Annotated in this window: 23 protein-coding genes; 15 read left to right on the plus strand and 8 right to left on the minus strand. The window is 67.5% G+C overall.

Annotated features, from left to right (window positions below):
• The first annotated feature begins 117 nt into the window (after positions 1-117).
• The gene (locus tag B9P64_RS22925) at positions 118-879 is read left to right on the plus strand and encodes an OmpW/AlkL family protein (protein ID WP_176256940.1); all 762 of its coding nucleotides are present in this window, start codon (positions 118-120) and stop codon (positions 877-879) included.
• A 17-nt stretch (positions 880-896) separates the two neighbouring features.
• Positions 897-1853, plus strand: a complete 957-nt coding sequence (locus tag B9P64_RS22930; protein ID WP_085318390.1) for an NAD(P)H-dependent flavin oxidoreductase — start codon at positions 897-899, stop codon at positions 1851-1853.
• Positions 1854-1899: 46 nt separating this feature from the next.
• Here B9P64_RS22930 and B9P64_RS22935 read toward each other — a convergent pair whose 3' ends face one another.
• From B9P64_RS22935 to yihA, 3 genes are all read right to left on the minus strand, one after another.
• Positions 1900-3090, minus strand: coding sequence for a magnesium transporter CorA family protein (locus tag B9P64_RS22935; RefSeq protein WP_085318391.1), 1191 nt, complete (start codon positions 3088-3090; stop codon positions 1900-1902).
• Between the two features lie 17 nt (positions 3091-3107).
• Positions 3108-4106, minus strand: a complete 999-nt coding sequence (hemB, locus tag B9P64_RS22940; protein WP_085318392.1) for a porphobilinogen synthase — start codon at positions 4104-4106, stop codon at positions 3108-3110.
• Positions 4107-4221: 115 nt separating this feature from the next.
• Entirely contained in the window at positions 4222-4866 is a 645-nt protein-coding gene (gene yihA, locus B9P64_RS22945) for a ribosome biogenesis GTP-binding protein YihA/YsxC (protein ID WP_085318393.1), read from the minus strand.
• Positions 4867-5210: 344 nt separating this feature from the next.
• Here yihA and B9P64_RS22950 point away from each other — a divergent pair, with 344 nt between their 5' ends.
• From B9P64_RS22950 to B9P64_RS22970, 5 genes are all read left to right on the plus strand, one after another.
• Positions 5211-5876, plus strand: coding sequence for a c-type cytochrome (locus B9P64_RS22950; RefSeq protein ID WP_085318394.1), 666 nt, complete (start codon positions 5211-5213; stop codon positions 5874-5876).
• A 111-nt stretch (positions 5877-5987) separates the two neighbouring features.
• Positions 5988-8204 (plus strand): cytochrome c biogenesis protein ResB, encoded by a 2217-nt coding sequence (locus B9P64_RS22955; RefSeq protein ID WP_085318395.1) that lies wholly within the window; start codon positions 5988-5990, stop codon positions 8202-8204.
• Between the two features lie 52 nt (positions 8205-8256).
• A complete protein-coding gene (gene ccsB / locus B9P64_RS22960) occupies positions 8257-9624 on the plus strand; it encodes a c-type cytochrome biogenesis protein CcsB (protein ID WP_085318396.1) in 1368 nt (455 codons plus the stop codon).
• 90 nt (positions 9625-9714) lie between these two features.
• Complete coding sequence (gene msrP / locus B9P64_RS22965; protein ID WP_085318397.1) at positions 9715-10698, plus strand: protein-methionine-sulfoxide reductase catalytic subunit MsrP; 984 nt, start codon at positions 9715-9717, stop codon at positions 10696-10698.
• Entirely contained in the window at positions 10698-11435 is a 738-nt protein-coding gene (locus B9P64_RS22970) for a protein-methionine-sulfoxide reductase heme-binding subunit MsrQ (RefSeq protein ID WP_085318398.1), read from the plus strand. The genes msrP and B9P64_RS22970 overlap by 1 nt, the downstream gene beginning before the upstream one ends.
• Here B9P64_RS22970 and B9P64_RS22975 read toward each other — a convergent pair.
• From B9P64_RS22975 to B9P64_RS25920, 3 genes are read right to left on the minus strand one after another with little or no spacing between them, the layout of a single operon-like run.
• Positions 11411-12628 (minus strand): MFS transporter, encoded by a 1218-nt coding sequence (locus tag B9P64_RS22975; protein WP_176256941.1) that lies wholly within the window; start codon positions 12626-12628, stop codon positions 11411-11413. The genes B9P64_RS22970 and B9P64_RS22975 overlap by 25 nt on opposite strands.
• Positions 12629-12677: 49 nt before the next feature.
• On the minus strand, positions 12678-13934 hold the full coding sequence (lysA, locus tag B9P64_RS22980) for a diaminopimelate decarboxylase (RefSeq protein WP_085318400.1): 1257 nt from the start codon (positions 13932-13934) through the stop codon (positions 12678-12680).
• On the minus strand, positions 13931-14176 hold the full coding sequence (locus tag B9P64_RS25920; protein ID WP_176256942.1) for a lipoprotein: 246 nt from the start codon (positions 14174-14176) through the stop codon (positions 13931-13933). Before B9P64_RS25920 ends, lysA begins: the two co-directional genes overlap by 4 nt.
• Positions 14177-14296: 120 nt before the next feature.
• Between B9P64_RS25920 and cyaY the strand changes: the two genes are divergently transcribed.
• Entirely contained in the window at positions 14297-14626 is a 330-nt protein-coding gene (cyaY, locus tag B9P64_RS22990; RefSeq protein WP_085318401.1) for an iron donor protein CyaY, read from the plus strand.
• Between the two features lie 19 nt (positions 14627-14645).
• Here cyaY and B9P64_RS22995 read toward each other — a convergent pair whose 3' ends face one another.
• Complete coding sequence (locus B9P64_RS22995; RefSeq protein WP_139826489.1) at positions 14646-16775, minus strand: penicillin-binding protein 1A; 2130 nt, start codon at positions 16773-16775, stop codon at positions 14646-14648.
• A 534-nt stretch (positions 16776-17309) separates the two neighbouring features.
• Here B9P64_RS22995 and B9P64_RS23000 point away from each other — a divergent pair.
• The 5 genes from B9P64_RS23000 to pilQ all read left to right on the plus strand — a co-directional run bounded on the left by B9P64_RS23000 (position 17310) and on the right by pilQ (position 22392).
• Positions 17310-18392 (plus strand): pilus assembly protein PilM, encoded by a 1083-nt coding sequence (locus tag B9P64_RS23000; protein ID WP_085318403.1) that lies wholly within the window; start codon positions 17310-17312, stop codon positions 18390-18392.
• Entirely contained in the window at positions 18389-19009 is a 621-nt protein-coding gene (locus B9P64_RS23005; protein WP_085318404.1) for a PilN domain-containing protein, read from the plus strand. Before B9P64_RS23000 ends, B9P64_RS23005 begins: the two co-directional genes overlap by 4 nt.
• A gap of 61 nt (positions 19010-19070) precedes the next feature.
• Complete coding sequence (locus tag B9P64_RS23010) at positions 19071-19676, plus strand: type IV pilus inner membrane component PilO (protein ID WP_139826492.1); 606 nt, start codon at positions 19071-19073, stop codon at positions 19674-19676.
• Positions 19673-20203: a pilus assembly protein PilP gene (locus B9P64_RS23015; protein ID WP_085318406.1), complete on the plus strand. Its 531-nt coding sequence runs from the start codon at positions 19673-19675 to the stop codon at positions 20201-20203. Before B9P64_RS23010 ends, B9P64_RS23015 begins: the two co-directional genes overlap by 4 nt.
• 47 nt (positions 20204-20250) lie before the next feature.
• Complete coding sequence (gene pilQ, locus B9P64_RS23020; protein ID WP_085318407.1) at positions 20251-22392, plus strand: type IV pilus secretin PilQ; 2142 nt, start codon at positions 20251-20253, stop codon at positions 22390-22392.
• An 18-nt stretch (positions 22393-22410) separates the two neighbouring features.
• Here pilQ and B9P64_RS24780 read toward each other — a convergent pair whose 3' ends face one another.
• On the minus strand, positions 22411-22596 hold the full coding sequence (locus B9P64_RS24780) for a hypothetical protein (RefSeq protein WP_139826490.1): 186 nt from the start codon (positions 22594-22596) through the stop codon (positions 22411-22413).
• Here B9P64_RS24780 and B9P64_RS23025 point away from each other — a divergent pair.
• Entirely contained in the window at positions 22589-24778 is a 2190-nt protein-coding gene (locus tag B9P64_RS23025) for a hypothetical protein (RefSeq protein ID WP_139826491.1), read from the plus strand. The two genes, B9P64_RS24780 and B9P64_RS23025, sit on opposite strands and share 8 nt — an antisense overlap.
• An 89-nt stretch (positions 24779-24867) precedes the next feature.
• Positions 24868-25270 (plus strand): shikimate kinase (locus tag B9P64_RS23030; RefSeq protein ID WP_085318409.1); only part of this gene is annotated, 403 nt, incomplete at its 3' end.

Here is a 25270-nt window from a genome sequence, read left to right on the forward strand (position 1 = left end):
GCGGCGGTGGCAGATGCGGTTTTCCGGCTCTCGTCGGTGGCCGACGCCTGCGGGCGCCCCAGCCAACAAGAACCGGCCTGCGGCGTCCGGCCGCGCCGGTCGAACGAGGAGGAGCACATGCCCAACATCACCGGCCGTCTGGCCCGTCTGGTCATCGCCGTCGCCACGGCACTCGGCACGCTTGGCGCCGCCCAGGCGCAATCGGCAGGCTCGCAAGTGGTTTCGCTTGGCGCGCTGCGCTACAAGCCCAACGACAGCAGCCAGCCGCTCAACATCACCAACGTGCCGGCGTCGCTCGGCGGCGCCTCGCAGCCCGGCAGCGGCTTCACCATCAGCGCCGAGAACACCGTCGCCTTCACCTACGAGTACTACCTGACCGACCACATCGGCCTGGAGGTGCTCGGCGGCCTGCCGCCCCGGCACACGCTGCGCGGCACCGGCACGCTCGGCGCCGATGCCATCAATCCGCTCGCCACGGTGCGCAACTGGAGCCTGCCGGTGCTGCTGCGCTGGCACTTCAACGAGCCGACCGACCGCTTCCGGCCCTATGTCGGGCTGGGCGTCGACTACGTCTGGTTCAACGACATCGAGATCACGTCGCAATTCCAGCGCGCGCTGTCGCTCAAGCTGTCGCGCGGCGCCACGGCGGCCGGCGTGACCACCGCCTCGGTCGACAGCCGGTTCAAGCCGGTGTTCAACCTCGGCGCCACCTATGCCATCGATGCGCAATGGGGCGTGATCGGCTCGGTGTCCTATCTGCCGCTCGATGCCACCGCCAAGCTCGTCACCACCATGCCGACCGGCAGCGTCATCCGCAGCGAAGGCAAGCTCGACATCAATCCGGTCATCGTCTACCTCGGCGTGACGCGCACCTTCTGACGCCGGAGCCCCTGCCCATGAGCCTTGCCGCCGAGCTGCGCGCGCAACTGACGCTGTCCGTCATCTGCGCACCGATGTTCATCGTGTCCAACCCCGATCTAGTGATCGCGCAATGCAGGGCCGGGCTGGTGGGCTCGTTTCCGGCGCTCAATGCGCGGCCGGCAGCGGCGCTCGACGACTGGCTCACGCGCATCGAGACCGAGCTGGCCGCAGCGCGCGCCGCCGATCCCGCCGCGAAGATCGGGCCCTATGCGGTCAACCAGATCGTTCACCAGAGCAACGCCCGGCTGGCGCAGGACATGGAGGTGTGCGTGCGGCATCGCGTGCCGCTGGTCATCACCAGCCTGCGCGCGCCGGGCGAGGTGGTGAAGCAGGTGCACGGCTACGGCGGCCATGTGTTCCACGACGTCATCAGCCTGCGCCATGCCGAAAAGGCCATCGAGGCCGGCGTCGACGGGCTGGTGCTGGTCTGCGCCGGCGCTGGCGGCCATGCCGGCACGCTGAGCCCGTTTGCGCTGGTGGCCGAGGTGCGGCGCATCTGGGACGGGCCGATCGCGCTGTCGGGCGCCATCGCCAATGGCGCCGCCATCCTCGCGGCCGAGGCGATGGGCGCCGACTTCGCGTACATGGGCACGCGCTTCATCGCCACGCGCGAGGCCAATGCGTCGGCGGCCTATCAGGCCGCGCTGGTCGAGGGGCGGGCGGCCGACGTGGTCTACACGCCCTATTTCACCGGCGTGCACGGCAACTATCTGCGCGCCAGCATCGTCGCGGCCGGACTCGATCCGGATGCGCTGCCGGCCGACAGCAAGGCGATGGCCTTCGACAAGGCCGACGACGGCGCCAAGGCCTGGCGCGACATCTGGGGCGCGGGCCAGGGCCTGGCCAGCATCGACGACGTGCCGCCGACCGCCGAGCTGGTGGCGCGCCTTGCGCACGAATACGCTGCGGCCCGCGCGCGGCTGCTGGGCTGAAAACCGGGCGGTCGCCCGTCCGGGCCGGGCCGCCGGCCGCGATCCGCTAGCGCCGCCGGCTGCGCGACAGCCGCAGCGCAATCAGCCGCCGGGTCTGGAAATAGGCCAGCAGCAGCACCGCAATCACCGCCATGGCGCCGATGGTCGCGTCGAAGCCCCAGCTGTCCTTGAGCAGCGGCATGGTCTCGAAATTCATGCCGAACACGCCGGTGATGAGCGTCAGCGGCGCAAAGATCGCCGTGATGATCGTCAGCGTCTGCACGATCTGGTTGGTGCGATGGCTCATCGCCGCGAAGTGCAGCTGCACCGCGGTTTCGAGCGAGGCCTCGAGCCGCCGCGTATGCGCCAGCACCCGGCCCACATGCTCGGCAATGTCGCCCATGCGCACCAGATAGCCGTCGCTGCGCTGCGGGTCGGGCGTGTTCTCCAGATAGCTGTCGCGCAGCTCCTGCAAGGCGTCGACCTGTTCCTCGCAAAGGTTTTCAAGCTTGCGGATCTCGTTGCGCGCATCGAGCAGCGCCATCCAGTTGGTGAAGCTGCGGCGCGGATCGAGCAGCTCGCGCTGCCAGCGGTCGAGCTGGTCGGTGAGCGGCTGGCGCAGCTCCAGATAGCGGTCGACCATCAGGTTGAGCAGCCGCAGCATCAGCTCCTCGGGGCGCGGCGGCAGGCGGTATTTCTCGCCGCCGCCATTGCCATTGCCGTTGACCGACGGCTCGCAGGCCTGGCGCGGCTGATGGCTTTCGATGCGCTGGCGCGCCACGTCGAAGGTGCGGCTGTCGGTGCCGCGCACCGTCACCAGCACCCGGTCGAACACGAAGAACACCGCCGGCCGCGTGACGATGGGCTGGAGCACGCGGCGTTCGCGGCGCTCCTCGGCGGTGAGTTCGCGCAGCGACTGCCGTTCGGCCAGCGGCGGCGCGCCCGCATGCGTGAGCTTGCGGAAGATGACCATGTCGTAGTCGAGCGTGGCCTCGAAGTACGACGGATGCTGGAGATTGGTGGCGTCGATCAGGTGCAGGTCGTGCAGCCGCTTGGCGGTCACGGCAAACACCGCGTCGCGCAGCCGCTCGCGGCCGGCGGCCAGACAGGCCTGGGCCTCGGCGCTGCCGGGCTCGGACTGGTCGCCGATCAGTTCTTCATGCGTGATGTCGAGCCAGAGCCAGCCGGTGTGCGGCGGCGCAACCGGCGGCGTCGCCAGCCGGATGACCTGATCGGGATGGAAGTGGAACGCGTCCATCGGCGGCGCCCGTCGCGTCAGCCGCGCAGCCAGCGCGCCACGTCGCGCGCGAAATAGGTGAGCACGCCATCGGCGCCGGCGCGCTTGAAGGCGAGCAGCGCTTCGAGCGCGGTCTTCTTCTCGTCGAGCCAGCCGTTGGCGGCGGCGGCCTTGAGCATCGCGTACTCGCCGCTGACCTGATAGGCGTAGGTCGGCACGGCGAACTCGCCCTTCACGCGCCGGACGATGTCGAGATAGGGCATGCCGGGCTTCACCATGACCATGTCGGCGCCCTCGGCGATGTCGAGCGCGACTTCGTGCAGTGCCTCGTCCGAGTTGGCCGGGTCCATCTGGTAGGTGCTCTTGTTGCTCTTGCCCAGGTTGGCGGCCGAGCCGACGGCGTCGCGGAACGGGCCGTAGAAGGCGCTCGCGTACTTGGCGCTGTAGGCCATGATCTTGGTGAGCTGATGGCCGTCGGCCTCCAGCGCGGCACGGATGGCGCCGATGCGGCCGTCCTGCATGTCGCTCGGCGCGACGATGTCGACGCCGGCGCCGGCCTGCACGCGCGCCTGCTTCACCAGCAGCTCGACGGTGATGTCGTTGATGACATAGCCGTGCTCGTCGATCACGCCGTCCTGGCCGTGCGAGGTGTAGGGGTCGAGCGCCACGTCGGTCAGCACGCCCAGCTCCGGGAATTCGCGCTTGAGCGCGGCGACCACGCGCGGCACCAGGCCGTCGGGATTGGCGGCCTCGATGCCGTCGGGCGTCTTGAGCGACGCGTCAATCACCGGGAACAGCGCGAGACAGGGGATGCCGAGCTTGAGCGTGTCCTCGGCCACCGGCAGCAGCCGGTCGAGCGACAGCCGCTCGACGCCGGGCATGCTGGCCACGGCTTCGCTGCGGCCCTGGCCGTCGAGCACGAACACCGGGTAGATGAGGTCGTCGGCCGTCAGCACATGCTCGCGCATCATGCGGCGCGAAAAATCATCGGCGCGCATGCGGCGCAGGCGGGTGGCGGGGAAGGCGGGGCGGGTCATGCGGAATCTTCCGTGAGAGCCGTCGGGCCGAGGCCGGACGGCGCGGGTCGGTGGATTGGGGGCGCCGGATGCGGCATCGCACCCGCGCCGTGGCGGGCGCTGCCGGCGTCGCGGATCAGTATTCCGGCGCCGGCGGACGCAGCGGACGCGCGTCTTCGGGCGGGAACCAGCTCAGCACCTTGGCGTCGGCTTCCTCGATGCCCATGCGCTTGAGCGCGGAAAACAGCTGCACCGTGTGACCGGGCATCGCGTTGCGGGTGCGCATCAGCACCTGGTTCTGGTCGTTGCGCGTGAGCTTGTCGGCCTTGGTCAGCAGCACATGCACCGGCAGCAGGCGCGGGCGCACGAAGTCGAGCAGCGCGATGTCGAGGTCGGTGAGCGGACGGCGCGCATCCATCATCAGGATCAGGCCGCGCAGCTCGGGGCGCTCGGACAGATAGCGGCCGAGGAACTGGTCCCACTCGGCCTGGCGCTGATGGCCGGCCTCGGCATAGCCATAGCCGGGCAGGTCGACGAGCAGGCCGTGGCGCTGCTCGCGATCGGCGATCTCGAAGAAGTTGAGATGCTGGGTGCGGCCCGGCGTCTTGCTCGCGAAGGCCAGGCGCTTCTGGTTGCACAGCAGGTTGATGGCGGTGGACTTGCCGGCATTGGACCGGCCGACGAAGGCCACTTCGGGCAGACCGTCGTCGAGACCGGGGCGCGCGAGGTGATCCAGCCGGGCGACGGTGTCGATGAAGCGGGCGCGGTGAAGCAGACTCATGAGGCGGGCGCACAGAGTTGACCTGCGCGCGGTACTGAAGGCTGCGCGAGGGGACGGGCGCAACACCCGTGCTTCGAAGGCGCTTGCCTTCGGGCGGACGCTATAATAAGGAGTTTTTTTGGCTCGGCCGGCGGCATGTCAAGCTCTCGTTTGCATGCAGGTGTCGCTTCCTGAAACCATGTGCTTCGACGTGCGATGTGGTGCGCGTCACGCCATCGGGCAGGGCTTGCGGCGCAGCCTGCGCCTTGCCCGCCGCATCGGCCCGAGGCCGGGGCGGCTGCGCAGTCTTCACCAAAAGAACCGCTCTCGCGGACCGCACAGCACCTTCTTCCATCGAGGAACCCATGAAGTCGTCGAAGCCGACCTTGCAAAAGCTCGCGTTCTTGCAAAAGTCACTTGTCGCCGCGTCGATCCTGTTTGCGGTCGGCGCCCAGGCCCAGCAGGCCGCCCCGCTCGAAAAGCCCGATGCCACCCGTGGCGCTGCCACCGCCGCCGTCTGCTCCGCCTGCCACGGCCTGGATGGCAATGCCAATGGCCCGACCTTCCCCAAGCTCGCCAGCCAGCATCCCGATTACATCGTGAAGCAGCTGCACAACTTCCGCCCCAAGGACGGCGCCAAGCCCGAGCGCGAGAACGCGCAGATGCTGGGCTTCGCCTCGACGCTGAGCGAGCAGCAGATGCTGGACGTGGCGGCCTATTTCTCCAGCCAGAAGCTGGTGCCGTCGGTCGCCGCGAACAAGGATTCGGCCGCGCTTGGCAAGAAGATCTGGCGCGCCGGCATTCCGGCCAAGAACGTGCCGGCCTGCGCGGCCTGCCACGGCCCCAAGGGCGATGGCATCCCGGCGCAATATCCGCGTCTGGGCGGCCAGTGGGCCGAGTACACCGAGCTGCAACTGGTCAACTTCCGCCAGGGTCTGCGCAACAACAACGCGATCATGACCAACGTCGCCAGCCGCCTGTCGGATGTGGAGATCAAGGCGGTCGCCGACTTCGCTGCCGGCCTGCGCTGAACGCGCTGCGCCCGTCAGGGTCGAAGCCTCGGCGATAGTGCGGGGCGAGCAATATCGGGCAGGCAGCCGGACTTCTCCGCTGCCTGCCTTTGCATTTGATGGATGAGTGAAATGAACGGCAGCGTCGAACCGGCGAGCCCGGGCACCACGGGCCTGCAAGTACGCAGCCGCAGCGCCTTTGTGCGCGACAGCGTCGAGCTCATCAGCTCGATGCGCTTTGCCATCTCGGTGCTGAGCATCATCGCGATCGCGTCGGTGATCGGCACCGTCATCCAGCAGAACCAGCCGCCGATCAACTACCTCAACCAGTTCGGGCCGTTCTGGGCCGAGCTGTTCAAGGCCGTGGGGCTGACCGCGCTCTACACGACCGGCTGGTTCTATGTGCTGCTGACCTTTCTGGTCACGTCGACCACGCTGTGCATCGTGCGCAATGCGCCGCGCTTCGTGCGCGAGATGCGCGACATGCGCGACCGGGTGCGCGAAGGCTCGCTGCGCGCCATCCACCATCACATCGAGGGCGCGGGCGCCGAGGCGCCAGCCGAGATCACGCGCCGCGCCGTGGCGCTGCTGCGCGCGCGCGGCTTCAAGGCCGTGGTGCGCGAAGGCCAGCCGCCGGTCGGGCCGGACAGCGCTGCCGGCGCCGCCGAGGCCCAGACCTTCCTCATTGCGGCCAAGGCCGGCAGCGCCAACCGGCTCGGCTACATCGCCGCGCATTCGGCCATCGTGGTGATGGCGGTCGGCTATCTGCTCGACACCAATCTGCCGATCCGCATGCAGATGCTGTTTGCCGGCAAGGCGCCGATCCAGGCCGCGACCACGGTCGATTCGGTGCCGGCCAGCGCGCGCTTCGGCCCGGCCAATCCGAGCTTTCGCGGCGATGTGCTCATCCCCGAAGGCGAGGCGAGCGATGTGGCCGTCGTGCCTTATCGCGATGCGCTGTTTCTGCAGGACCTGCCGTTCTCGATCGCGCTCAAGAAGTTCAGCGTCGCCTACTACCCGACGGGCATGCCGCGCGAATTCAAGAGCGAGGTCGTCGTCACCGACAAGGACAGCGGCAAGCAGCAGGAAGCCGAGATCAAGGTCAACGAGCCGCTGATCCATCGCGGCATCGCGATCTACCAGAGCAGCTTCGAGGACGGCGGCTCGCGGCTCAAGCTCACCGGCTGGCCGATGCGCGGCGCGCGCGCCTACACCTTCGACTTTGCCGGCGAGATCGGCCAGAGCGCGCGGCTCGGCCGGGGCGACGCGGCCGGCGGCGATGCCTATCAGGTCGAGTTCAGCGGCTTCCGCGCCATCAACGTGGAAAACCTGGCCAATGGCGGCGAGGACGACGCCGCCGCGACCGAGCAGCGCTTTCAGGATCACGTGGCATCGGTCGTGTCGTCGACCACGCGCGGCAGCAAGAACAAGGATCTGCACAACGTCGGCCCGAGCGTGCAGTACAAGCTGCGCGACAAGAGCGGCCAGGCGCGCGAGTTCAGCAACTACATGCTGCCGATCGAGCTGGAAGGCCGGCGCTGGTTTCTGGCCGGCATGCGCGAGAACCCGAGCGACCCGTTCCGCTATCTGCGCATCCCGGCCGACGACGACATGAGCGTGGCCGAATTCATGCGCCTGCGCGCGGCAATTCAAGACGCCGATCTGCGCCGCGAGGCCGCGCGCCGCTTTGCCACGCGCTCCTTCAGTCAGGCCGGCGCCGGCGACGAGCAGCTGCGCGCGCCGCTGCAAGCCTCGGCCGAGCGCGCGCTGGAGGCCTTCTCGAAGCAGGGCTTTCAGTCGGTTGCAGACTTCATTCAACGTAACGTGCCGGAGGCCGAGCGCGAGAAGGCGGCCGGCGTGTTCATCAAGATCCTCGATGGCGGCATGTGGGACCTGTGGCAGCTGGCGCGCGAGCGCGACAAGCTGGCGCCGGTCGCCACCGACCGCGAGCACGGCGAATGGCTGTCGGCGGCGGTGCGCGCGGTGAGCGACGCGGCCTTCTACAACGCGCCGGTGCTGCTGATGCTCAACAGCTTCGAGCAGCGCCAGGCCAGCGTGTTTCAGGTCACGCGGGCGCCCGGCAAGAACATCGTCTACGCCGGCTGCCTGCTCCTCGTTTTGGGCATCTTCTCGATGTTCTACATTCGCGAGCGCCGCGTCTGGTGCTGGATTTCGCCCGGCGCGGCGGGTGGCGGCCGGCTGCTGATGGCGATGTCGGCGCAGCGCCGCACGCTCGATTTCGAGCGCGAGTTCGCCACGCTGAGCGGCCAGCTCGCCAGTGCCACCGGCGTCGCGGTCGAGCCGCGCGCGAGTGCAGATTCCGCCGCCGACGGGCAGCGTCCTGCCTGACGCGGCAAATGTTTTTTCCGCGGCGCACTGCGCCGGCGGGCTTGGAGACGACATGAGCAGCATTTCCCCGCATCCGCCGGCCACGCCGGTGCGCATCGACGACTTTTCCGAGCCGTCCTACCTCGCGCGCCGCGACCTCACCGACTGGCTGTTCGCCGCCGCCATCGTCGCGGCGACGGTGTTCGCCTTCGTGCGCTTTGGCGCGGCGATGGACTACTACGAGAAGGTCATCCTGGTCGGCGCCGCCATTGCGGTGACGGTGACCGGCTGGGGCTTCCGGCCGCTGCGGCTGTTTGTCGCCGGGCTGGCGCTGCTGAGTTACGCCGGCATCGCGGCCTACGGCGGCTTTGGCGGCGGCGACCTGTCGCGCGCCGACACGGCCTTCGTGCTCAAGTTCTTCCTCGCCAGCCAGAGCGCCATTTTGTGGATGTGCGCGCTGTTCTTTCTGGCCACCGTCACCTACTGGATCGGCATCGCCGCACGCAGCGACTTCGTGCAGCGCATGGGCAGCTGGTTCACCTGGGCGGCGACGCTGCTCGGCTTCACCGGCCTGATGCTGCGCTGGTACGAGAGCCACCAGATGGGCGAGGGCATCGGCCACATCCCGGTGTCCAACCTGTACGAAGTCTTCGTGCTGTTCTCGCTCATCACGGCGCTGTTCTACCTGCACTACGAGCGCCGCTATCTGGTCGACAACAGCGGCGGACGGGCGCTCGGTGGCTTTGTGCTGCTGGTCATCAGCTCGGCGGTCGGCTTTCTGCTCTGGTACTCGTTCGACCGTGGCGCGCATGAAATCCAGCCGCTGGTGCCGGCGCTGCAAAGCTGGTGGATGAAGATTCATGTGCCGGCCAACTTCATCGGCTACGGCACCTTCTCGCTTGCGGCGATGGTGGCCTATGCCTATCTCATCAAGCAGAGCGCGACCACGTCGGCGCCGGCGCGGCTGGTGCCGCTGTTCCTGTTCGGCGTGCTGCTCGGCATGGAGCCGCTGGTGTTCCGCATCAAGAACGCGGTGCAGGGCGGCGGCTGGGTCGGCTATGTGGTGGTCGGCGTGGCGGCGTCGGCGGCGCTGGTGGGCTTCCGCAAGCGGATCGCGGCGGCGCTGCCGAGCTTCGAGGTGCTCGACGACATCATGTACAAGGCCATCGCGGTCGGCTTTGCCTTCTTCACCATCGCCACCATCCTGGGCGCGCTGTGGGCCGCCGATGCCTGGGGCGCCTACTGGCAGTGGGACCCGAAGGAAACCTGGGCGCTGATCGTCTGGCTCAACTACGCGGCTTGGTTGCATCTGCGGCTGATGAAGGGGCTGCGCGGCACGGTCGCAGCCTGGTGGGCGCTGATCGGGCTGCTCATCACCGGCTTTGCCTTCCTCGGCGTGAACATGTTCCTGAGCGGGCTGCATTCCTACGGCCAGCTCTGAGCCGACGCGCGAAACGTAAGGTTTCGCCGGCGCCGAACGACGAAGCCGCATCGAGCATCCAGGCTCGCAGGTCTTCGAGGAGTCATCGCCATGTCCAGCATCAAGCGCGCCCTGCGGGGCGAGGATCTGCCCGCGTCGGGCATCACCCCGCGCGAGGTCTATGAAGGCCGGCGCACGCTGCTGCGCGGTCTGGCCGGCACCGGGCTCGCGGCCTGGGCCGGCCGCAGCATGCTCGGCGAGGCGGTCGCTGCCACGCCCGCCGGCGGCGGCCTTGCCAAGCTGGTCGGCCAGCCGTCGCCGCTGTCGGTGCTCGACAAGCCAACGCCGTACAAGGACGCGAGCAGCTACAACAACTTCTACGAGTTCGGCACCGACAAGGCCGACCCGGCGCGCAACGCCGGCAAGTTCCGCGCATCGCCGTGGACGCTCAGCATCGAGGGCGAATGCCGCAAGCCGTTCAAGCTCGATCTCGACGCGTTGCGCACGCTCGCGCCGCTCGAAGAGCGCATCTACCGGCTGCGCTGCGTGGAAGGCTGGAGCATGGTCATCCCCTGGGTCGGCTATTCGCTGAGCGAGTTGCTCAAGCGCGCCGAGCCGACCGGCAATGCCAAGTACGTGGAATTCACCAGCGTCGAGCAGCGCGACACCCAGCCCTATCTCGGCTCGCGCGTGATCGACTGGCCCTATACCGAGGGCCTGCGCCTCGACGAGGCGATGCATCCGCTGGCGATGGCGGTGCTGGGCATGTACGGCGAGGTGCTGCCCAACCAGAACGGCGCGCCGCTGCGCATCGCCGTGCCGTGGAAATACGGCTTCAAGAGCGCCAAGTCGGTGGTGCGCATCCGCTTCACCGAGACCGAGCCCAAGACCAGCTGGAACCGCATCGCGCCCAACGAGTACGGCTTCTATTCCAACGTGAATCCGACGGTCGACCATCCGCGCTGGAGTCAGGCCACCGAGCGCCGGTTGCCCGAGGACGGCTTCTTCGCGCCCAAGCGCAAGACGCTGATGTTCAACGGCTACGACCAGGTCGCCGGGCTTTACGCGGGCATGGACCTGCGCAAGTTCTACTGATGAGCGTCCATCCGTTTCCGCCGCGCCCGGCCGGGGCCGGCTTTGCGCTGCGCCATCTGACGCTCATCAAGACGGCGGTCTGGCTGCTGGCGCTGCTGCCGGCGGCGCGGCTGGTGATCGGGCTGTTCGGCTATGCGCTGGCCGAGCTGCCGGGCGGCGCGCTGCTGCTGGCCGTGGGCCGCGACCTCGGCGCCAATCCGCTCGAAACCCTCACGCGCAGCACCGGTTTCAGCGCGCTGGTGCTGCTGGCACTCACGCTTGCGGTCACGCCGCTGCGGCAATGGCTGGGCCAGCCCTGGCTGATCCGGCTGCGCCGGCCGCTCGGGCTGTTCGTGTTTTTCTATGCGGTGCTGCATGCGCTGTGCTGGGTCTGGTTCGACCATTTCTTCGACCCGCGAGCGATGGCGCGCGATGTGTTCAAGCGGCCGTTCATCACGCTGGGCTTTGCGGCCTTCGTGCTGCTGGTTCCGCTGGCGCTGACCAGCTTCAACGCGGCGGTGCGCTGGCTGGGCGGCAAGCGCTGGCAGTGGCTGCATCGGCTGGTTTATGTGGCGGCGGCGCTTGCCGTCACGCACTTCTGGTGGATGAAGGCCGGCAAGCACGACCTCGCGCAGCCGGTCGTCTTCGTGCTGGTGATGCTGGCGCTGGCGGCGGCGCGCATCGTGTGGAAGCGGCGGCGCCCGGTGCGGCCGACCGCGCCAGCCGACTGGATTCAGGTGCGCCGGCCGGGCGCCTGAGCGACGGCGCGCAGCACCGGCAGCCCGGCGCCCAGCGCGATGAGCGCCAGCAGCGCCGCCAATCCGTTGACGCCGAACTGCCCGAACACCGCACCGCCGAGCGCCGGCGCCGTCATGCCGCCGACCGTGTAGGCGCCCACCAGCAGCGCCGCACCATCCACCAGCGCGCTGCCGCCGAGCGAACTGGCCGCGCGCAGCAGATTGAGCGTGTAGAGCGTGCCGCCGGCCGCGCCCCAGCAGAACACCATCGTCCAGGCCAGCGGCGCGCAATCGCCGGCAAAGGGCAGGGCGAGCGCGCCGGCCAGCAGCGCCGCGACCGCAATGCGGCTCACCTTGCGATGGTCGATGCGGTCGGCCAGCTCGCCGATCGGCCACATCATCAGCGTGCCGCCGAGGCCGTTGATCGACACCAGCAGCGCGGCGGCGGCTGGCGTCCAGTGCCATTGCAGGCCGACCAGCGGCATCAGGCCCGGCGTGCCGGCCTCGAACACGCCGGCCACGAAGCCGGCCAGCGCGAGCGCCGGTGCGGCACGCAGCCGGGTGAACAAGCTGCTGCGGTCGGGCCGGCCGGCGCGGTCGGCATCGGCATCGGCGCGCGCGGCCGGTGAGCTGGCAGCGCTGGCGCCAAGCCGCGCCGGCAGCGCGCAGGCGCAGATCAGCGCCGCGACCAGCAGGCCGCCGATCACCGCGAGCGGCAGCCGTCCCTCGGTGCCGAACACGCCCAGCAACGCCGGCCCGATGATGAACGTGGTCCCGACCATCGTCTGATACAGCCCGACGATGCGGCCGCGCCGCTCGGGCGGCGCCAGTTCGGCGACCAGCGCTTCCGACACGATCCAGCGCAATCCGCTGCCGAAGCCCGCGAGCAGATAGAGCGGAAACCAGACCCAGAGCGAATCGCTGCCGAAGAAGCCCGCCAGCGCCACCAGCGGCAGCAGGCCCGACAGCCAGAAGCTGCCGCGCGCACCGATGCGCTGCGACAGCCGCCCAGCGAATACCGACGACACCAGGATGCCGGCCCACATCGACGCATTGAACAGCCCGATGACGCCGGCGCCGACGCCGCGCGCGGCCAGCGTCAGCGTGAGCAGCGGCAGGAGCATGAACCAGGCGTCCAGCTCCAGAAACGTGGCCGCGAAGGCTGCGGCGATGCCGCGCCGGGCCTGCGCTGCGTAGGCGGGCGCAGCGCTCATCGCCGCGCCCTGGCCGCCGCACCGCGCGCGGCCGGCGACCGGAGCGATCTCAATCCGGCAGCCGCGCTTCGAGCGCGAACAGGTCGGCCGGCGTTTCGCGACGGCGCACCAGATGCACCGCGTCGCCATCCACCAGCAGCTCGGCGGCGCGGCCGCGCGAGTTGTAGTTGCTGGCCATGCTCATGCCGTAGGCGCCGGCGCTGCGGATTGCCAGCAGATCGCCGGGCGCGAGCGCCAGCTTGCGTTCGCGTGCCAGCCAGTCGCCCGACTCGCAGACCGGCCCGACGATGTCGACCAGCTCGGGCTGCTCCGCGCGCGGCTCGACCGGCTCCACGCCATGCCAGGCCTCGTACATGGCCGGCCGCGCGAGGTCGTTCATCGCCGCGTCGACGATGGCGAAGTTGCGCGTCTCGCCACGCTTGATGAACTCGACCCTGGTGAGCAGCAGGCCCGCGTTGCCGACGATGCTGCGGCCCGGCTCGAACATCAGCGTCTTGCCGCCGTGGCCGTGCGCCTCGACCCGCTCGACCAGCGCGCGGATCAGCTCGCCGGTCGCGGGCGGGGTCTCGTCGTCATAGGTGATGCCGAGGCCGCCGCCGAAGTCGATGTGGTGCAGCACGATGCCCTCGCGCTCCAGCGTGTCGACCAGCGCCAGGATGCGTTCGGCCGCGTCCACATAGGGCGCCACTTCGGTGATCTGCGAGCCGATGTGGCAGTCGATGCCGACCACCTCGATGTGCGGCCGGCGCGCGGCGTCGCGGTACAGGTCGAGCGTGTGCTCGTAGGCCACGCCGAACTTGTTGTCCTTGAGCCCGGTGGAAATGTAGGGATGGGTCTTCGCGTCGACGTCGGGATTCACGCGGATCGAGATGGGCGCGCGCTTGCCGAGCCGCGCGGCGACCGCGTCGATGCGCTCCAGCTCGGGCACCGACTCCAGGTTGAAGCAAAGGATGCCGGCGGTCAGCGCCGCCTCGATCTCGGCTTCGCTCTTGCCCACGCCCGAGAACACCACCTTGCGCGGATCGCCGCCGGCCGCGATCACGCGCGCCAGCTCGCCGCCCGAAACGATGTCGAAGCCGGCGCCCTCGCGCGCCAGCAGGTCGAGCACGGCGAGATTGCTGTTCGCCTTCATCGCATAGCAGACCAGCGACTTGCGCCCGGCCAGCGCATCCACATAGCCGCGGAAGGCGCCGACGATGGCGGCGCGCGAGTACACATAGGCGGGCGTGCCGAAGCGTTCGGCGATCGCGGGCAATGCGACGCCTTCGGCGTGCAGCACGCCGTTGCGTTGTTCGAAGAAGCTCATGGGCGTTTGCTGTCGGTGCGCGGCGCGTCGGCGGCGGGCGCGGGTGCGGAAGAAGGGGCGGCGCTGCCATCGGCAGGCGTGGCGGCCGGCGTGGCGGCCGGCGTGGCGGCCGGCGTGCGCGCGGCGGCGCTGGCGTCGGGGCGCGGGAAGGCGGGGGGCTTGGGTTCGACGGGCAGGGTGAGCGGCCCCTTGAGGCCGCAGCCGCCGAGGGCGATGGCTACAATCGCTGCGCCCAGCGGCATGCGCAACCGGGCACCGGACACCTGGCCGGCTTGCAGGCACAGCCTGTGCAACTCCCGCCCGAACGCGGCTGAAACACGCTGCACGGCCGTCCTCCCCCGAACAAAAGCGACGAATCTAGCATGAGCCCTTCCGAATTCCTGGCCCTCGCCGACGAGACCCTGAACACCATCGAGGACGCGATTTCGACGGTGGGCGACACCACCGATCTCGACATCGAGGCCACCCGCTCCGGCAATGTCGTGACCATCGACTTCGCCAACGGCTCGAAGATCATCGTCAACAGTCAGGAGCCGATGCAGGAAATCTGGCTCGCCGCCAAGTCGGGCGGCTTTCACTTCAAGTGGGACGGCAACGCGTGGATGGACACCAAGGGTGCTGGCGAATTCTTCGCCGCGCTGTCCAAGTACGCGAGCGAGCAGGCCGGCGCGCCGGTGATCGTCAAGGCCTGACGCCGCACCGGCAGCCCGGTCAGAACAGCTCGCTCTTGACCGCGTTGGCGTCCTTGTTCTCGTCGTCGCTCAGCGTGCCGATGGCTTCGCCGGGCTGGCGTTCGGCGTAGTAGTACTCGCCGTTCGCGCTCACCACGCCGGCCGGCACCGGCCGGTCGATGTTGGGCACGCCGGCCAGCGCCTTGCCCATGAAGCCGATCCAGATCGGCAGCGCCGCGCCACCGCCGGTTTCGCGGTCGCCCAGACTGCGCGGCTGGTCGTAGCCGATCCAGGTAATGCCCACCAGCGTCGGCTGATAGCCGTTGAACCACGCATCGACCGAGTCGTTGGTGGTGCCGGTCTTGCCGGCCAGGTCGGTGCGCTTGAGCTTCATCGCGCTGGCGGCGGTGCCGTAGCGCACCACGTCGCGCAGCATGCTGTCCATGATGAAAGCGTTGCGCTCGTCGAGCACGCGATTGGCCTCGTCGCCGGCCAGCAGCGGCTTGGCCTCGGCCAGCACGCGACCGTTCACGTCGGTCATCTTCGCCACCACGAACGGCCGGGTGCGGAAGCCGCCGTTGGCGAACACGCTGTAGCCGCCGGCCATCTGCCACGGCGTGACCGAGCCGGCACCGAGCGCCATCGTCAGATAGGGCGGGTGCTTGTCGGCCTCGAAGCCGAAGCGCGAGATGAAGTCCTGCGCATAGCGCGGTCCGATGGTCTTGAGGATGCGGATTGAGACCAGATTCTTGGATTTGGTCAGCGCGCGGCGCATCGACATCGGGCCTTCGTAGGTGCCGTCGTAATTCTTGGGCTCCCAGGGCTGGCTGCCGGTCTGGCCGGCGTCGAACACCAGTGGCGCATCGTTGATGACCGTGGCCGGACTGAAGCCGCGTTCCAGCGCCGCCGAGTAGATGAAGGGCTTGAAGCCCGACCCCGGCTGGCGCCAGGCCTGCGTGACGTGATTGAACTTGTTGCGCCAGAAATCGAAGCCGCCCACCAGCGCCTTCACCGAGCCATCCATTGGGTTCATCGCGACGAAGGCCGATTCGATCTCGGGCTGCTGCACGATTTCCCAGCCGTTCGAGCCGCGCGTCACGCGCACCACCGCGCCGCGCCGAATACGGCGATTGGGCTGGGCCTTGTCGGACAGCGACGCGGCGACGAACTTGAGCCCGGTCTCGCCGATGTCGATCGGCTCCAGCCCGGGCCGGGCCACGCGCACCCGCTTGGGCGCGGCATCGAGCACGACGGCGGTGAGCAGGTCGTCCGCATCGGGATGCTTCTCGATCACGTCGTCGATGAATTCGTCGGTGATCTTGTCGGGCAGATCGACGAAGGCCTCGGGCCCGCGATAGCCGTGGCGGCGGTCGTAGTCGAGCACGCCCGAGCGCACTGCCGCATAGGCGGCGTTCTGGTCGGCGGAGGTGATCGTCGTGTAGACATTGATGCCGCGCACATAGGCATCGTCCTTCCACAGATCGTAGGCGGCCTGACGTGCCATCTCGGCCACGTACTCGCCATGCACCGCGTAAGTCGCCGCGCTCGGATGGATGTCGAGCCGCTGCGCCAGTGCCTGCTCATGCTGCTGGTCGTTGATGTAGCCCAGCGACCGCATGCGATCGAGCACATATTTTTGCCGCGCCGTGGCACGTCGCAGATTGACCACCGGGTTGTAGGCCGAAGGAGCCTTCGGAATACCCGCCAACATCGCGGCTTCAGCCACCGTGATGTCCCTTATGTTCTTTCCGAAGTAGGCCTGCGACGCCTGGGCAAAGCCGAACGAGCGCTGTCCCAGATAGATCTGGTTCATGTACAGCTCGAGGATCTGATCCTTCGACAGCGACGCCTCGATCTTGAAGGCCAGCAGCACCTCGTAAACCTTGCGCGTGTATTGCCGTTCGTTCGTGAGGAAGAAGTTGCGCGCGACCTGTTGGGTGATGGTGGAAGCGCCTTGCAAGCGCGTGCCACCCGAGGTGATGTTGCTGAGGAAGGCGCGGGCAATGCCGGTGATGTCGATGCCGGGATGGTCGTAGAAGCGGTCGTCCTCGGCCGCGAGCAGGGCCTGCTTCATCTGCGGCGGGAAGTCCTGGATGCGCAGCACGCTGCGGCGTTCCTCGCCGAATTCGCCGATGAGCACGTTGTCGGCGGTGTAGATGCGCAGGGGCATCTTGGGCCGGTAGTCACTCAGGGATTCGATCGATGGGATCTTCGGATAGGCAAGCGCAAGCGACAGGGCCAGGCAGAGCGCACCGACGAGCGCGCCGGCGGCTGTCAGGCCCAGGGTCCACGCGAGTGCGCGCGCCCACCATGGCCGGCGGCCGGGTTTCGGCGTGCCGCTGCCATCGGGAGAAGGGGTTGGGGTCACGTGAGGATCTGCTGCCGGGAGGGGCCGCGAAGGCCGTTGGAATCGGCATTGCGCAATTGCAGCGTCAATGCGAGCTGGGATTATATGGGGCGGTCCGGAACGGGCTGACGAAAGCTCGGGCTGAGGTCAGAAGGCCCTGCTTAATGCCTTTACTTTTGTTTTCCCTTGTTGCTAGCATCGAACGAAATTTATGCGCAATGCGTTCTAAGTGCGTCATTCGCAATGACTTTTCCCGGAACTGCATACGCGGCCCCGGCGCCAGGGCGGGGGTTGTGACTCCGGGTCGAGCGCGCCAGCAATGGGCTCCAACTGGTTTTCTGACGTGGAGGGGGGCTCGTGGCCTTTGACCTCGGGTCGCTTTTGTCGCCCAAGAATCCGCCGCTGATCGGTCTCGATATCAGCACCACCAGCGTCAAGCTGGTCGAACTTTCCGAAGCCGGCAAGAACGCCGTCCGCCTCGACCGTTACGCGATCGAACCGCTGCCCAAGGGCGCGGTGGTCGACGGCAACATCGACAACATGGACGCCGTCACCGAGGCGGTGCGCCGCGCGTGGAAGAAGAGCGGTACCCGCATCAAGAACGTCGCCATGGCACTGCCGAGCGCGGCGGTCATCACCAAGCGCATCTTTCTGCCGGCCGGCCAGTCGGACGAGGCGCTCGAATTGCAGGTCGAGTCCGAGGCGAGCCAGTACATCCCGTTCGCGCTCGACGAGGTCAGTCTCGATTTCCAGGTGCTCGGTCCGGCTGCCAGCTCGCCCGACGATGTCGAGGTGCTGATCGCCGCGTCGCGCAAGGAAAAGGTCGAGGACCGCGTCGCGGCGGCCGAGGCCGCCGGCCTCAAGCCGGTGGTGATGGACATCGAGTCGTATGCGTCGCGCAGCGTGGTCGAGCGGGTGCGCAAGCTGATGCCCAACGGCGGCGAGAACCTGATCGTCGCGGTGTTCAACCTGGGTGCCAACACCACGACGATCACCGTGCTGCTCAACGGCATGAGCATCTATGAGCGCGAGCAGGCCTTTGGCGGCAATCAGCTCACGCAGGACATCGCGCGTGCCTACGGCCTTACCTTCGACGAGGCCGAGGCCAAGAAGCGCACGCTCGATCTCGCCGAAAACTATGCGCGCGACATCCTCCAGCCCTTCATCGAGAGCGTGGCGATCGAGGTGACGCGCGCGCTCCAGTTCTTCTTCACGTCCACGCCTTACGGTCGGGTCGACCACATCATGCTGGGCGGCGGCTGCGCGGTCATCGAAGGTCTGGCCGATGTGGTGGCCAACCGCTCGCAGACGCCCACCAGCATCGTCAATCCCTTCAAGGGCATGGAGTTCGGCGACACCATCAAGGACCGCGAGCTGCGCACCGACGCGCCCTCGCTGCTCACTTGCGCCGGCCTCGCCATGCGGAGATTCACGGGATGACTGCCATCACCATCAACCTGCTGCCGCATCGCGAGCTCAAGCGCGCGCAGCGGCGGCGAGATTTCTATGTGCTGGCCGGGCTTTTCGCCGGGGCCGGCGCGGCGATCGTGCTGCTGGTCGGCGCGATCATCTCCGGCTATGTGGCGGCGCAGGAGTCGCGCAACGACTTCATCAAGCAGGAGAACGCGGCGCTCGACAAGCAGATCGGCGAGGTCGCCACGCTCAAGCAGGAGATCGATGCGCTGCGCGAACGTCAGCAGGCGGTCGAGAATCTCCAGACCGATCGCAACATCCCGGTCTATCTGTTCACCGAGCTGGTCAATCAGGTGCCGGAAGGCATTTATCTGCGTGCCTTCAAGCAGGACGGCATGCGCGTGACGCTCACCGGGCTGGCCCAGTCGAACGAGCGCGTGTCCGAGCTGCTGCGCAATCTGGCCAACAACTCGCCCTACATCGAGAAGCCCAATCTCATCGAGATCAAGGTGTCGCAGCAGCAGTCCAAGCGCGGCGCCCGGCTGTTCGACTTCTCGCTCGACATGATGCTGAAGCGCCCGACCGCGGATCAGCCCGCTCCGGCACCGGGCAAGCGCCCGGCCGCCGTACCGGCCGCGAATTGAAGAGGCCCAGGTGAAGAGTCCAGATCTCAAGCGTATCGGCGACCAGTTCGTCGGTCTGAACATGCGCGATGTCGGCACCTGGCCGGTCGCGCCGCGCCTCGCCGCGCTGTTCCTCATCCTCGTGCTGATGCTCGTGGGCGGCTATTTCCTGTACTGGAGCGATCTCATCGCCGACCTCGACGCAGGGCGCGCCAACGAGGAGAAGCTCAAGCAGGACTATCGCGGCAAGCTTCAGCAGGCCATCAATCTCGACGCGCTGCGCAAGCAGAAGGAGCAGGTTGCGCAGTACGTGACCGCGCTTGAAAAGCAGCTGCCGAGCAAGGCCGAGATGGATGCGCTGCTGTCCGACATCAACCAGGCCGGGCTTGGCCGCGGCTTGCAGTTTGAGCTGTTCAAGCCGGGCGCTTCGGTGCGTCAGGCCTTCTATGCCGAACTGCCGATCAATGTGCGCGTCAGCGGCCGTTTCCACGACATGGGTGCCTTCGTGTCCGACATCGCCAACCTGCCGCGCATCGTCACGCTCGGGAACATCGAGGTGAAGACCGACCAGACCGGCAAGCTCACCTTCGACGGCGTGGCGCGGACCTTCCGCTATCTCGACGCCGACGAGATCGAGCAGGCACGCCGCGAGGCGCTCGCCACCAAGAAGAAGGGGGCGCGGTCATGAGGCGCGCACTCGCATCGATCTGCCTGCTCGCGCTCGGACTGGGCGGTTGCGTCGGCGCCGATCAGGACGAGCTGAAGGCGTGGATGTCCGAGGTTCGTCGCGACATGCGGCCGCAGGTCCAGCCGATCCCGGCGCCGAAGAAGTTCGAGCCCTTCGTCTATGCCAAGGCCGACGACGACGATCCCTTCAATCCGGTGAAGATCGAGGCGGCGTTGCAAAAGCTTGCAGCGCGCTCCAGCACCGGCATCAAGCCCGATCTCGACCGGCGGCGCGAGGCGCTCGAAGCCTTCCCGCTCGATACGCTGAAGATGGTCGGCACCTTGCAGAAGGACGCCGTGCGCGTGGCCCTGCTGCGCGCCGATGGCGGCATTTTCCAGGCGCACACGGGCAATTACGTCGGACAGAATTTCGGGGTCATCACCCGCATCACCGAGACCGAAGTGACGATCAAGGAGATCGTCCAGGACGCCTCGGGCGAGTGGGTCGAAAGAATAAGCACTCTGCAATTGCAGGAGAACCAGCGATGAGTTTGGCAGCAGCTTTGTTCAATCCGTCCCTGTCGGCAGGGCGGCGCATGGGCCGGGTATTCGCCCTGCTCATGGCCCTGATCGGGCTGGTCATGGCCTGCGGCGCGGCGCGGGCGCAGGAGGCGGCGATCGAGTCGGTGGCCGCCAATCAGCGCGGATCGTCGATCGTGCTGCGGGTGCAGCTGAGTGCGCCGGTGCGCAATCCGCCGGCCACTTTCGCGGTAGCCAATCCGGCACGCATCGCCTTCGACCTGCCGGGCGTCGTGAACGGCACCGGCAAGAACAGCATCGAGGTGAGCCAGGGCGATCTGCGCTCGGTGAGCCTGGTCACGGTGGGCGATCGCACGCGCGTCGTGCTCAATCTCAAGGCCAGCGTGCCCTATTCGACCGCGCTCGACGGCAATGCCATCGTCGTCACGCTCGATGGCGGTGGCGCGAGCAACTCCGCCGCCGTGCGCTTTGCCGAGCCGGCGACGGCCGCCAGCCGCCACTCGATCCGCAACATCGATTTCCGGCGTGGTCGGGACGGCGAGGGCAGGGTGGTGGTCGATCTGGCCGACACGTCGACCGGGGTCGACATCCGCCAGCAGGGCCAGCAGATCATCGTCGACTTCCTGCAGACCGCCATGCCGGCCGAACTGCGCCGCCGCCTCGACGTGACCGACTTCGGCACGCCGGTGCAGTTCGTCAACACCACGGTGCAGGGCAACAGCGTGCGGATGGTGATCGAGCCCAAGGGCAACTGGGAGCACAACGCCTACCAGAGCGACACGCAGTTCGTGATCGAGGTGAAGCCGGTGCTGGAGGATGCGCGGCGCGGCACGCTGGCCACGTCGCGGCCGCAGTACCAGGGCGACAAGCTGTCGCTCAATTTCCAGAACATCGAGGTGCGCTCGGTGCTCCAGGTGATCGCCGATTTCACCAACATCAACATCATCACGAGCGAGAGCGTCAACGGGAACCTGACGCTGCGCCTGCGCGACGTGCCCTGGGATCAGGCGCTCGACATCGTGATGCAGGCCAAGGGGCTCGACCTGCGGCGCAGCGGCAACGTGATCTGGGTTGCGCCGCGCGAGGAGCTCGCCGCGAAGGAAAAGCTCGAACTCGAAGCCAAGCAGGCGGTGGCGGATCTGGAAGCGGTGCGGACCGAGACCTTCCAGCTCAACTATCACAAGGCTGCCGATGTGGTGAAGATCATCGCGCCGCCCTTGACCGGTGCCGCGGCGGCCACCCAGACCCGGCTGCTGTCCAAGCGCGGCAGCGCGGCGGCCGATGCGCTGAGCAACCAGATCTTCGTGCAGGACATTCCGTCGCGGCTTGAAGAGGTGCGCCGGCTGATCCGCCAGATCGACATCCCGACCCGTCAGGTGCTGATCGAGGCGCGCATCGTGGAAGCCACCGACGGCTTCTCGCAGAACCTGGGCGCGCGGCTCAGCGGCACGTCGGGCGTGCCGACCAAGGTCAACGGCACCGGCCTCTACGGCAGCGTGACCGGCGGCAGCGTCAACATCAACGGCGGCAACTCGTCGTCGAGCAGCAACAGCACGACGAGCGTGACCGCAGGCGACTTCACGATCGCCAGCAGCGACTTCGTGAGCCTGCCGGCAGCTGCGCTGAACGGCTATTCGGCCGGTGCTCTTGGCGTCACGCTGTTCAATTCGGCGCTGTCCAAGTTCATCTCGCTCGAGCTCAGCGCGCTCGAATCCGATGGCAAGGGCCGGATCATCTCCAGTCCGCGCGTCATCACCGCCAACCAGGTCGAAGCCACGATCGAGGATGGCGAGGAAATCCCCTATCAGCAGTCGACCAGCAGCGGCGCGACCAGCGTGTCGTTCCGCAAGGCGGTGCTCAGCCTGCGCGTCACGCCGCAGATCACGCCCGAGGGCAGCGTCATCCTCAGCGTCAACGTCAACAAGGACAGCCGCGGTACCGACACCAGTTCGGGGCCGGCGATCAACACCAAGAACGTCAAGACCCAGGTGCTGGTCGAGAACGGCGGCACGGTGGTGATCGGTGGCATCTACCGCATGCAGGAGCAGAACACGATCACCAAGATCCCGCTGCTCGGCGATATTCCCTTCCTCGGCGCGCTGTTCCGGAACAAGTCGCAGGTCAACTCCAAGAGCGAGCTGCTGATCTTCCTGACGCCCCGAATCATTTCCAACTCGTTGGCCAATGCGACGCGCTGAGTCATTCACGATGAATCTTCATAAAACAGTTCTTCTTGCCGCTCCGATCAGGCGATTTGCTGCGGCAAGTCTGGTGATCGCGGCTTCGCTTTCGTTGGCAGCCTGCGGCGGGGGCGCTGCGGGTGCATCCACCTCATCCACGAGCAGCGGCTCCGGTTCCACGTCGGGTTCGACCACGACGACGGTGGCGCCGACCGTGTCCATCAGCTTTGTCGACAGCACGGGCGCCGCGCTTGCGAGCGGAGCCCAGCCGAATGTCAGCGGATCGACGCCGCTCTATGCAGTGGCGACCTTCCTGTCCGGCAAGACGCCGCTGGTCAATCAGCTGGTCACCTTCACCGCCGGCACCGCCGGGCTGGTGACCTTCGATCCGTCGACCGGCGCGACACTGACCGACAGCAACGGCCAGGCCAAGATTGCGATCACGGCGGCGGGCGATGCCTCGGGCGCGATGCTCATCACTGCCTCGGCTGTCACGGCCGGCAACAGCACTACGACCGCTGGCACCTACACCGCGTCGGCTGGCGTGCAGGTCAATGGCGTGGAGGCGACGTCACTCACGCTCGATCCGACCATGACTCTGTCGCCGACCACGTTGAGTGCGTATGGCACTGCCACGGCCACGGTCAAGGTGTTGCAGAGCGGCAGCGTCTATCGGGGCGGCGCGACAGTCACCTTTGCCCAGGGATGCGGCACGTCGGCCAGCATCACGACATCGGTGGTCTCGCAGAATGACGGCACGGCAAGTGCCACCTTCACCGATGCGGGCTGTGCGGTGAGTGGCGACAAGAACACGACCATCACCGCGACGCTCGGCAGCTCCACCGTGAGCGGCACGCTGGCGGTGAAGAGTCCGTCGAGCGGCAGCCTGATGTTCACGGCGGTATCGCCGACCGATGCTGCGATCATCATTCAGGACAACGGTGCCTTCGGCCGCCAGCAGTACGCGACGCTCACCTTCAAGCTGGTCGATCTGGCTGGCAAGCCGGTGCCGAATGTTCCGGTCTGCTTCGATGTGGCGGCCTATACCGGCGGCCTCAACATCGACAGCTACTACTTCGTCGACGACAGCAACAAGCATCTCCCGGCGGTGCAGGGCGACAGTAGCTCGCCCTGCCAGTCGGCCAACAAGGTGCGCTATCTCAAGAGCACCGGCACCGACGGCACCGTGCAGATTCAGGTGAATTCGGGCACCACATCCACGTCAGTGAAGGTGCTGGCGACGGCCTACTACCCGGTGGGCACCACCACGTTGCTGGCGACCGAATCGAGCAAGCTCACGATCTCGTCGGGTCGTCCGTTCCAGAGCCACTTCGACCTCGCGATCGACAAGGCAAACATCGATGGCCGCGAATACTCGGGCGAGACCGCAGTCGTCACGGCGCACCTGTCGGACTGGTTCAGCAATCCGGTGCCGGATGGGACGGTCGTCAGCATGATTGCCTCGGGCGGTGCCATCTGTACATCCAGTGCAGGTTCCTGCACCACCGTCAACGGAAACTGCTCCTGCACGCTGGTCACGCAGGAACGGCGGCCCTCCGACGGTCGCGTGGTGGTGCTGGCCTACGCCAAGGGTTCCGAGGATTACAAGGACAACAACCAGAACAACATCTACGACTCGGGCGATGGCTTCACGACGAGCGGCAGCGATGCCAACGACCTGCCCGATGCCTTCCTCGACAGCAACAAGAGCGGCGCCTTCGAGTCGTCGAGCGACGTGGGTATCGCGGCACAGGGCACCGGCAACTATGTGACCGGTGACGGCGTGTGGACCAAGGGCGGTGTGGATTTGCGTCGTTCGGGCATCGTCTACTTCAGCAGCTATTCGAACCCGACCTTCATCCTCATCCCGGACGGCAAGCGCATCGTCAAGGATTCCGACGGCTCGTTCTACGTGTCGCTGGCCGAGGATGCCGCCTGTACCGGCAACACCATCGACGAAACCCTGGTCACCGGCTGGCTCGATGACGGCTATGGCAATCCGATGGCCTCGGGCACCACGATCAGCGTGAGCAGCACCTCGAAGAACGTGGCGGCCGATGTCACGCTCGGCAGCACGGTGGCGTCGTTGGGGCTGCGCGCGCCCAGCGTCGCGATCGACGGTCTGAATGCGCCCAAGACCTCGATTCTTGCCGGCCCGTCGGGTCTGGCGGCGAGCGTCGTCGATCCGGCGATCGTGAACACCTCCAGCGTGTTCAAGGTGCGTGGCGTGGCCAACGCCTGTACCGGCGAGGGCTGGGCGACCATCAATGTCAAGTCGCCCAGGGGTTCGAGCGTTCCGGCGCGTATCCTGTTTCGGCCTTCGCTCGACGGCACCGTCACTTCGGGCTACACCCGCGATACCGGCAACTACCAGATTCGGGTGAAGTTCAATTACGTGCCCTAGTCTTGCCGCCGGTCTGACCATTCCGGCCGCCGCTCCGCGCGGCGGCCGACACATCGCAAGGGCGTGCAATGCACGCCCTTTTCGTTCTTATGCAAGCGCGACATCTCGTACTGATCGGCATGCCGGGCACCGGCAAATCCACCATCGGCCGGCTCGTGGCACGCCGCCTCGGCCGGCCGTTCGTCGACAGCGATCACGAAATCGAGATCCGCTGCGGCGTGCGCATTCCGGTGATCTTCGAGCTGGAAGGCGAGCCCGGCTTCCGGGATCGCGAGTCGTCGGTGCTGGCCGATCTGGCCGCGAGCGAGGAGCCGATGGTGCTGGCGACGGGCGGCGGCGCCGTGCTGCGCGAGACCAATCGCGAGCATCTGCGCGCGACCGGCCTGCTGGTCTATCTGCACAGCAGCCCCACGGTGCTCTGGCATCGCACTCGGGGCGACAAGGGCCGGCCGCTGCTCCAGGCTGCCGATCCGCGCGCGCGGATGGAAGAGC

The sequence above is a fragment of the Derxia lacustris genome, from assembly GCF_002105195.1.
GTDB lineage: Bacteria > Pseudomonadota > Gammaproteobacteria > Burkholderiales > Burkholderiaceae_E > Derxia > Derxia lacustris.

Excerpts from the sequence above, each read along its gene's own strand:
- B9P64_RS22925 (WP_176256940.1), top strand. The coding sequence starts at position 118 with ATGCCCAACATCACCGGCCGTCTGGCCCGTCTGGTCATCGCCGTCGCC.
- B9P64_RS22930 (WP_085318390.1), top strand. The coding sequence starts at position 897 with ATGAGCCTTGCCGCCGAGCTGCGCGCGCAACTGACGCTGTCCGTCATC.
- B9P64_RS22935 (WP_085318391.1), bottom strand. The coding sequence starts at position 3,090 with ATGGACGCGTTCCACTTCCATCCCGATCAGGTCATCCGGCTGGCGACG.
- hemB (WP_085318392.1), bottom strand. The coding sequence starts at position 4,106 with ATGACCCGCCCCGCCTTCCCCGCCACCCGCCTGCGCCGCATGCGCGCC.
- yihA (WP_085318393.1), bottom strand. The coding sequence starts at position 4,866 with ATGAGTCTGCTTCACCGCGCCCGCTTCATCGACACCGTCGCCCGGCTG.
- B9P64_RS22950 (WP_085318394.1), top strand. The coding sequence starts at position 5,211 with ATGAAGTCGTCGAAGCCGACCTTGCAAAAGCTCGCGTTCTTGCAAAAG.
- B9P64_RS22955 (WP_085318395.1), top strand. The coding sequence starts at position 5,988 with ATGAACGGCAGCGTCGAACCGGCGAGCCCGGGCACCACGGGCCTGCAA.
- ccsB (WP_085318396.1), top strand. The coding sequence starts at position 8,257 with ATGAGCAGCATTTCCCCGCATCCGCCGGCCACGCCGGTGCGCATCGAC.
- msrP (WP_085318397.1), top strand. The coding sequence starts at position 9,715 with ATGTCCAGCATCAAGCGCGCCCTGCGGGGCGAGGATCTGCCCGCGTCG.
- B9P64_RS22970 (WP_085318398.1), top strand. The coding sequence starts at position 10,698 with ATGAGCGTCCATCCGTTTCCGCCGCGCCCGGCCGGGGCCGGCTTTGCG.
- B9P64_RS22975 (WP_176256941.1), bottom strand. The coding sequence starts at position 12,628 with ATGAGCGCTGCGCCCGCCTACGCAGCGCAGGCCCGGCGCGGCATCGCC.
- lysA (WP_085318400.1), bottom strand. The coding sequence starts at position 13,934 with ATGAGCTTCTTCGAACAACGCAACGGCGTGCTGCACGCCGAAGGCGTC.
- B9P64_RS25920 (WP_176256942.1), bottom strand. The coding sequence starts at position 14,176 with ATGCCGCTGGGCGCAGCGATTGTAGCCATCGCCCTCGGCGGCTGCGGC.
- cyaY (WP_085318401.1), top strand. The coding sequence starts at position 14,297 with ATGAGCCCTTCCGAATTCCTGGCCCTCGCCGACGAGACCCTGAACACC.
- B9P64_RS22995 (WP_139826489.1), bottom strand. The coding sequence starts at position 16,775 with ATGCCCCTGCGCATCTACACCGCCGACAACGTGCTCATCGGCGAATTC.
- B9P64_RS23005 (WP_085318404.1), top strand. The coding sequence starts at position 18,389 with ATGACTGCCATCACCATCAACCTGCTGCCGCATCGCGAGCTCAAGCGC.
- B9P64_RS23010 (WP_139826492.1), top strand. The coding sequence starts at position 19,071 with ATGCGCGATGTCGGCACCTGGCCGGTCGCGCCGCGCCTCGCCGCGCTG.
- B9P64_RS23015 (WP_085318406.1), top strand. The coding sequence starts at position 19,673 with ATGAGGCGCGCACTCGCATCGATCTGCCTGCTCGCGCTCGGACTGGGC.
- pilQ (WP_085318407.1), top strand. The coding sequence starts at position 20,251 with ATGGGCCGGGTATTCGCCCTGCTCATGGCCCTGATCGGGCTGGTCATG.
- B9P64_RS24780 (WP_139826490.1), bottom strand. The coding sequence starts at position 22,596 with ATGGACACGGTCGGCGCCACCGTCGTCGTGGTCGAACCCGACGTGGAA.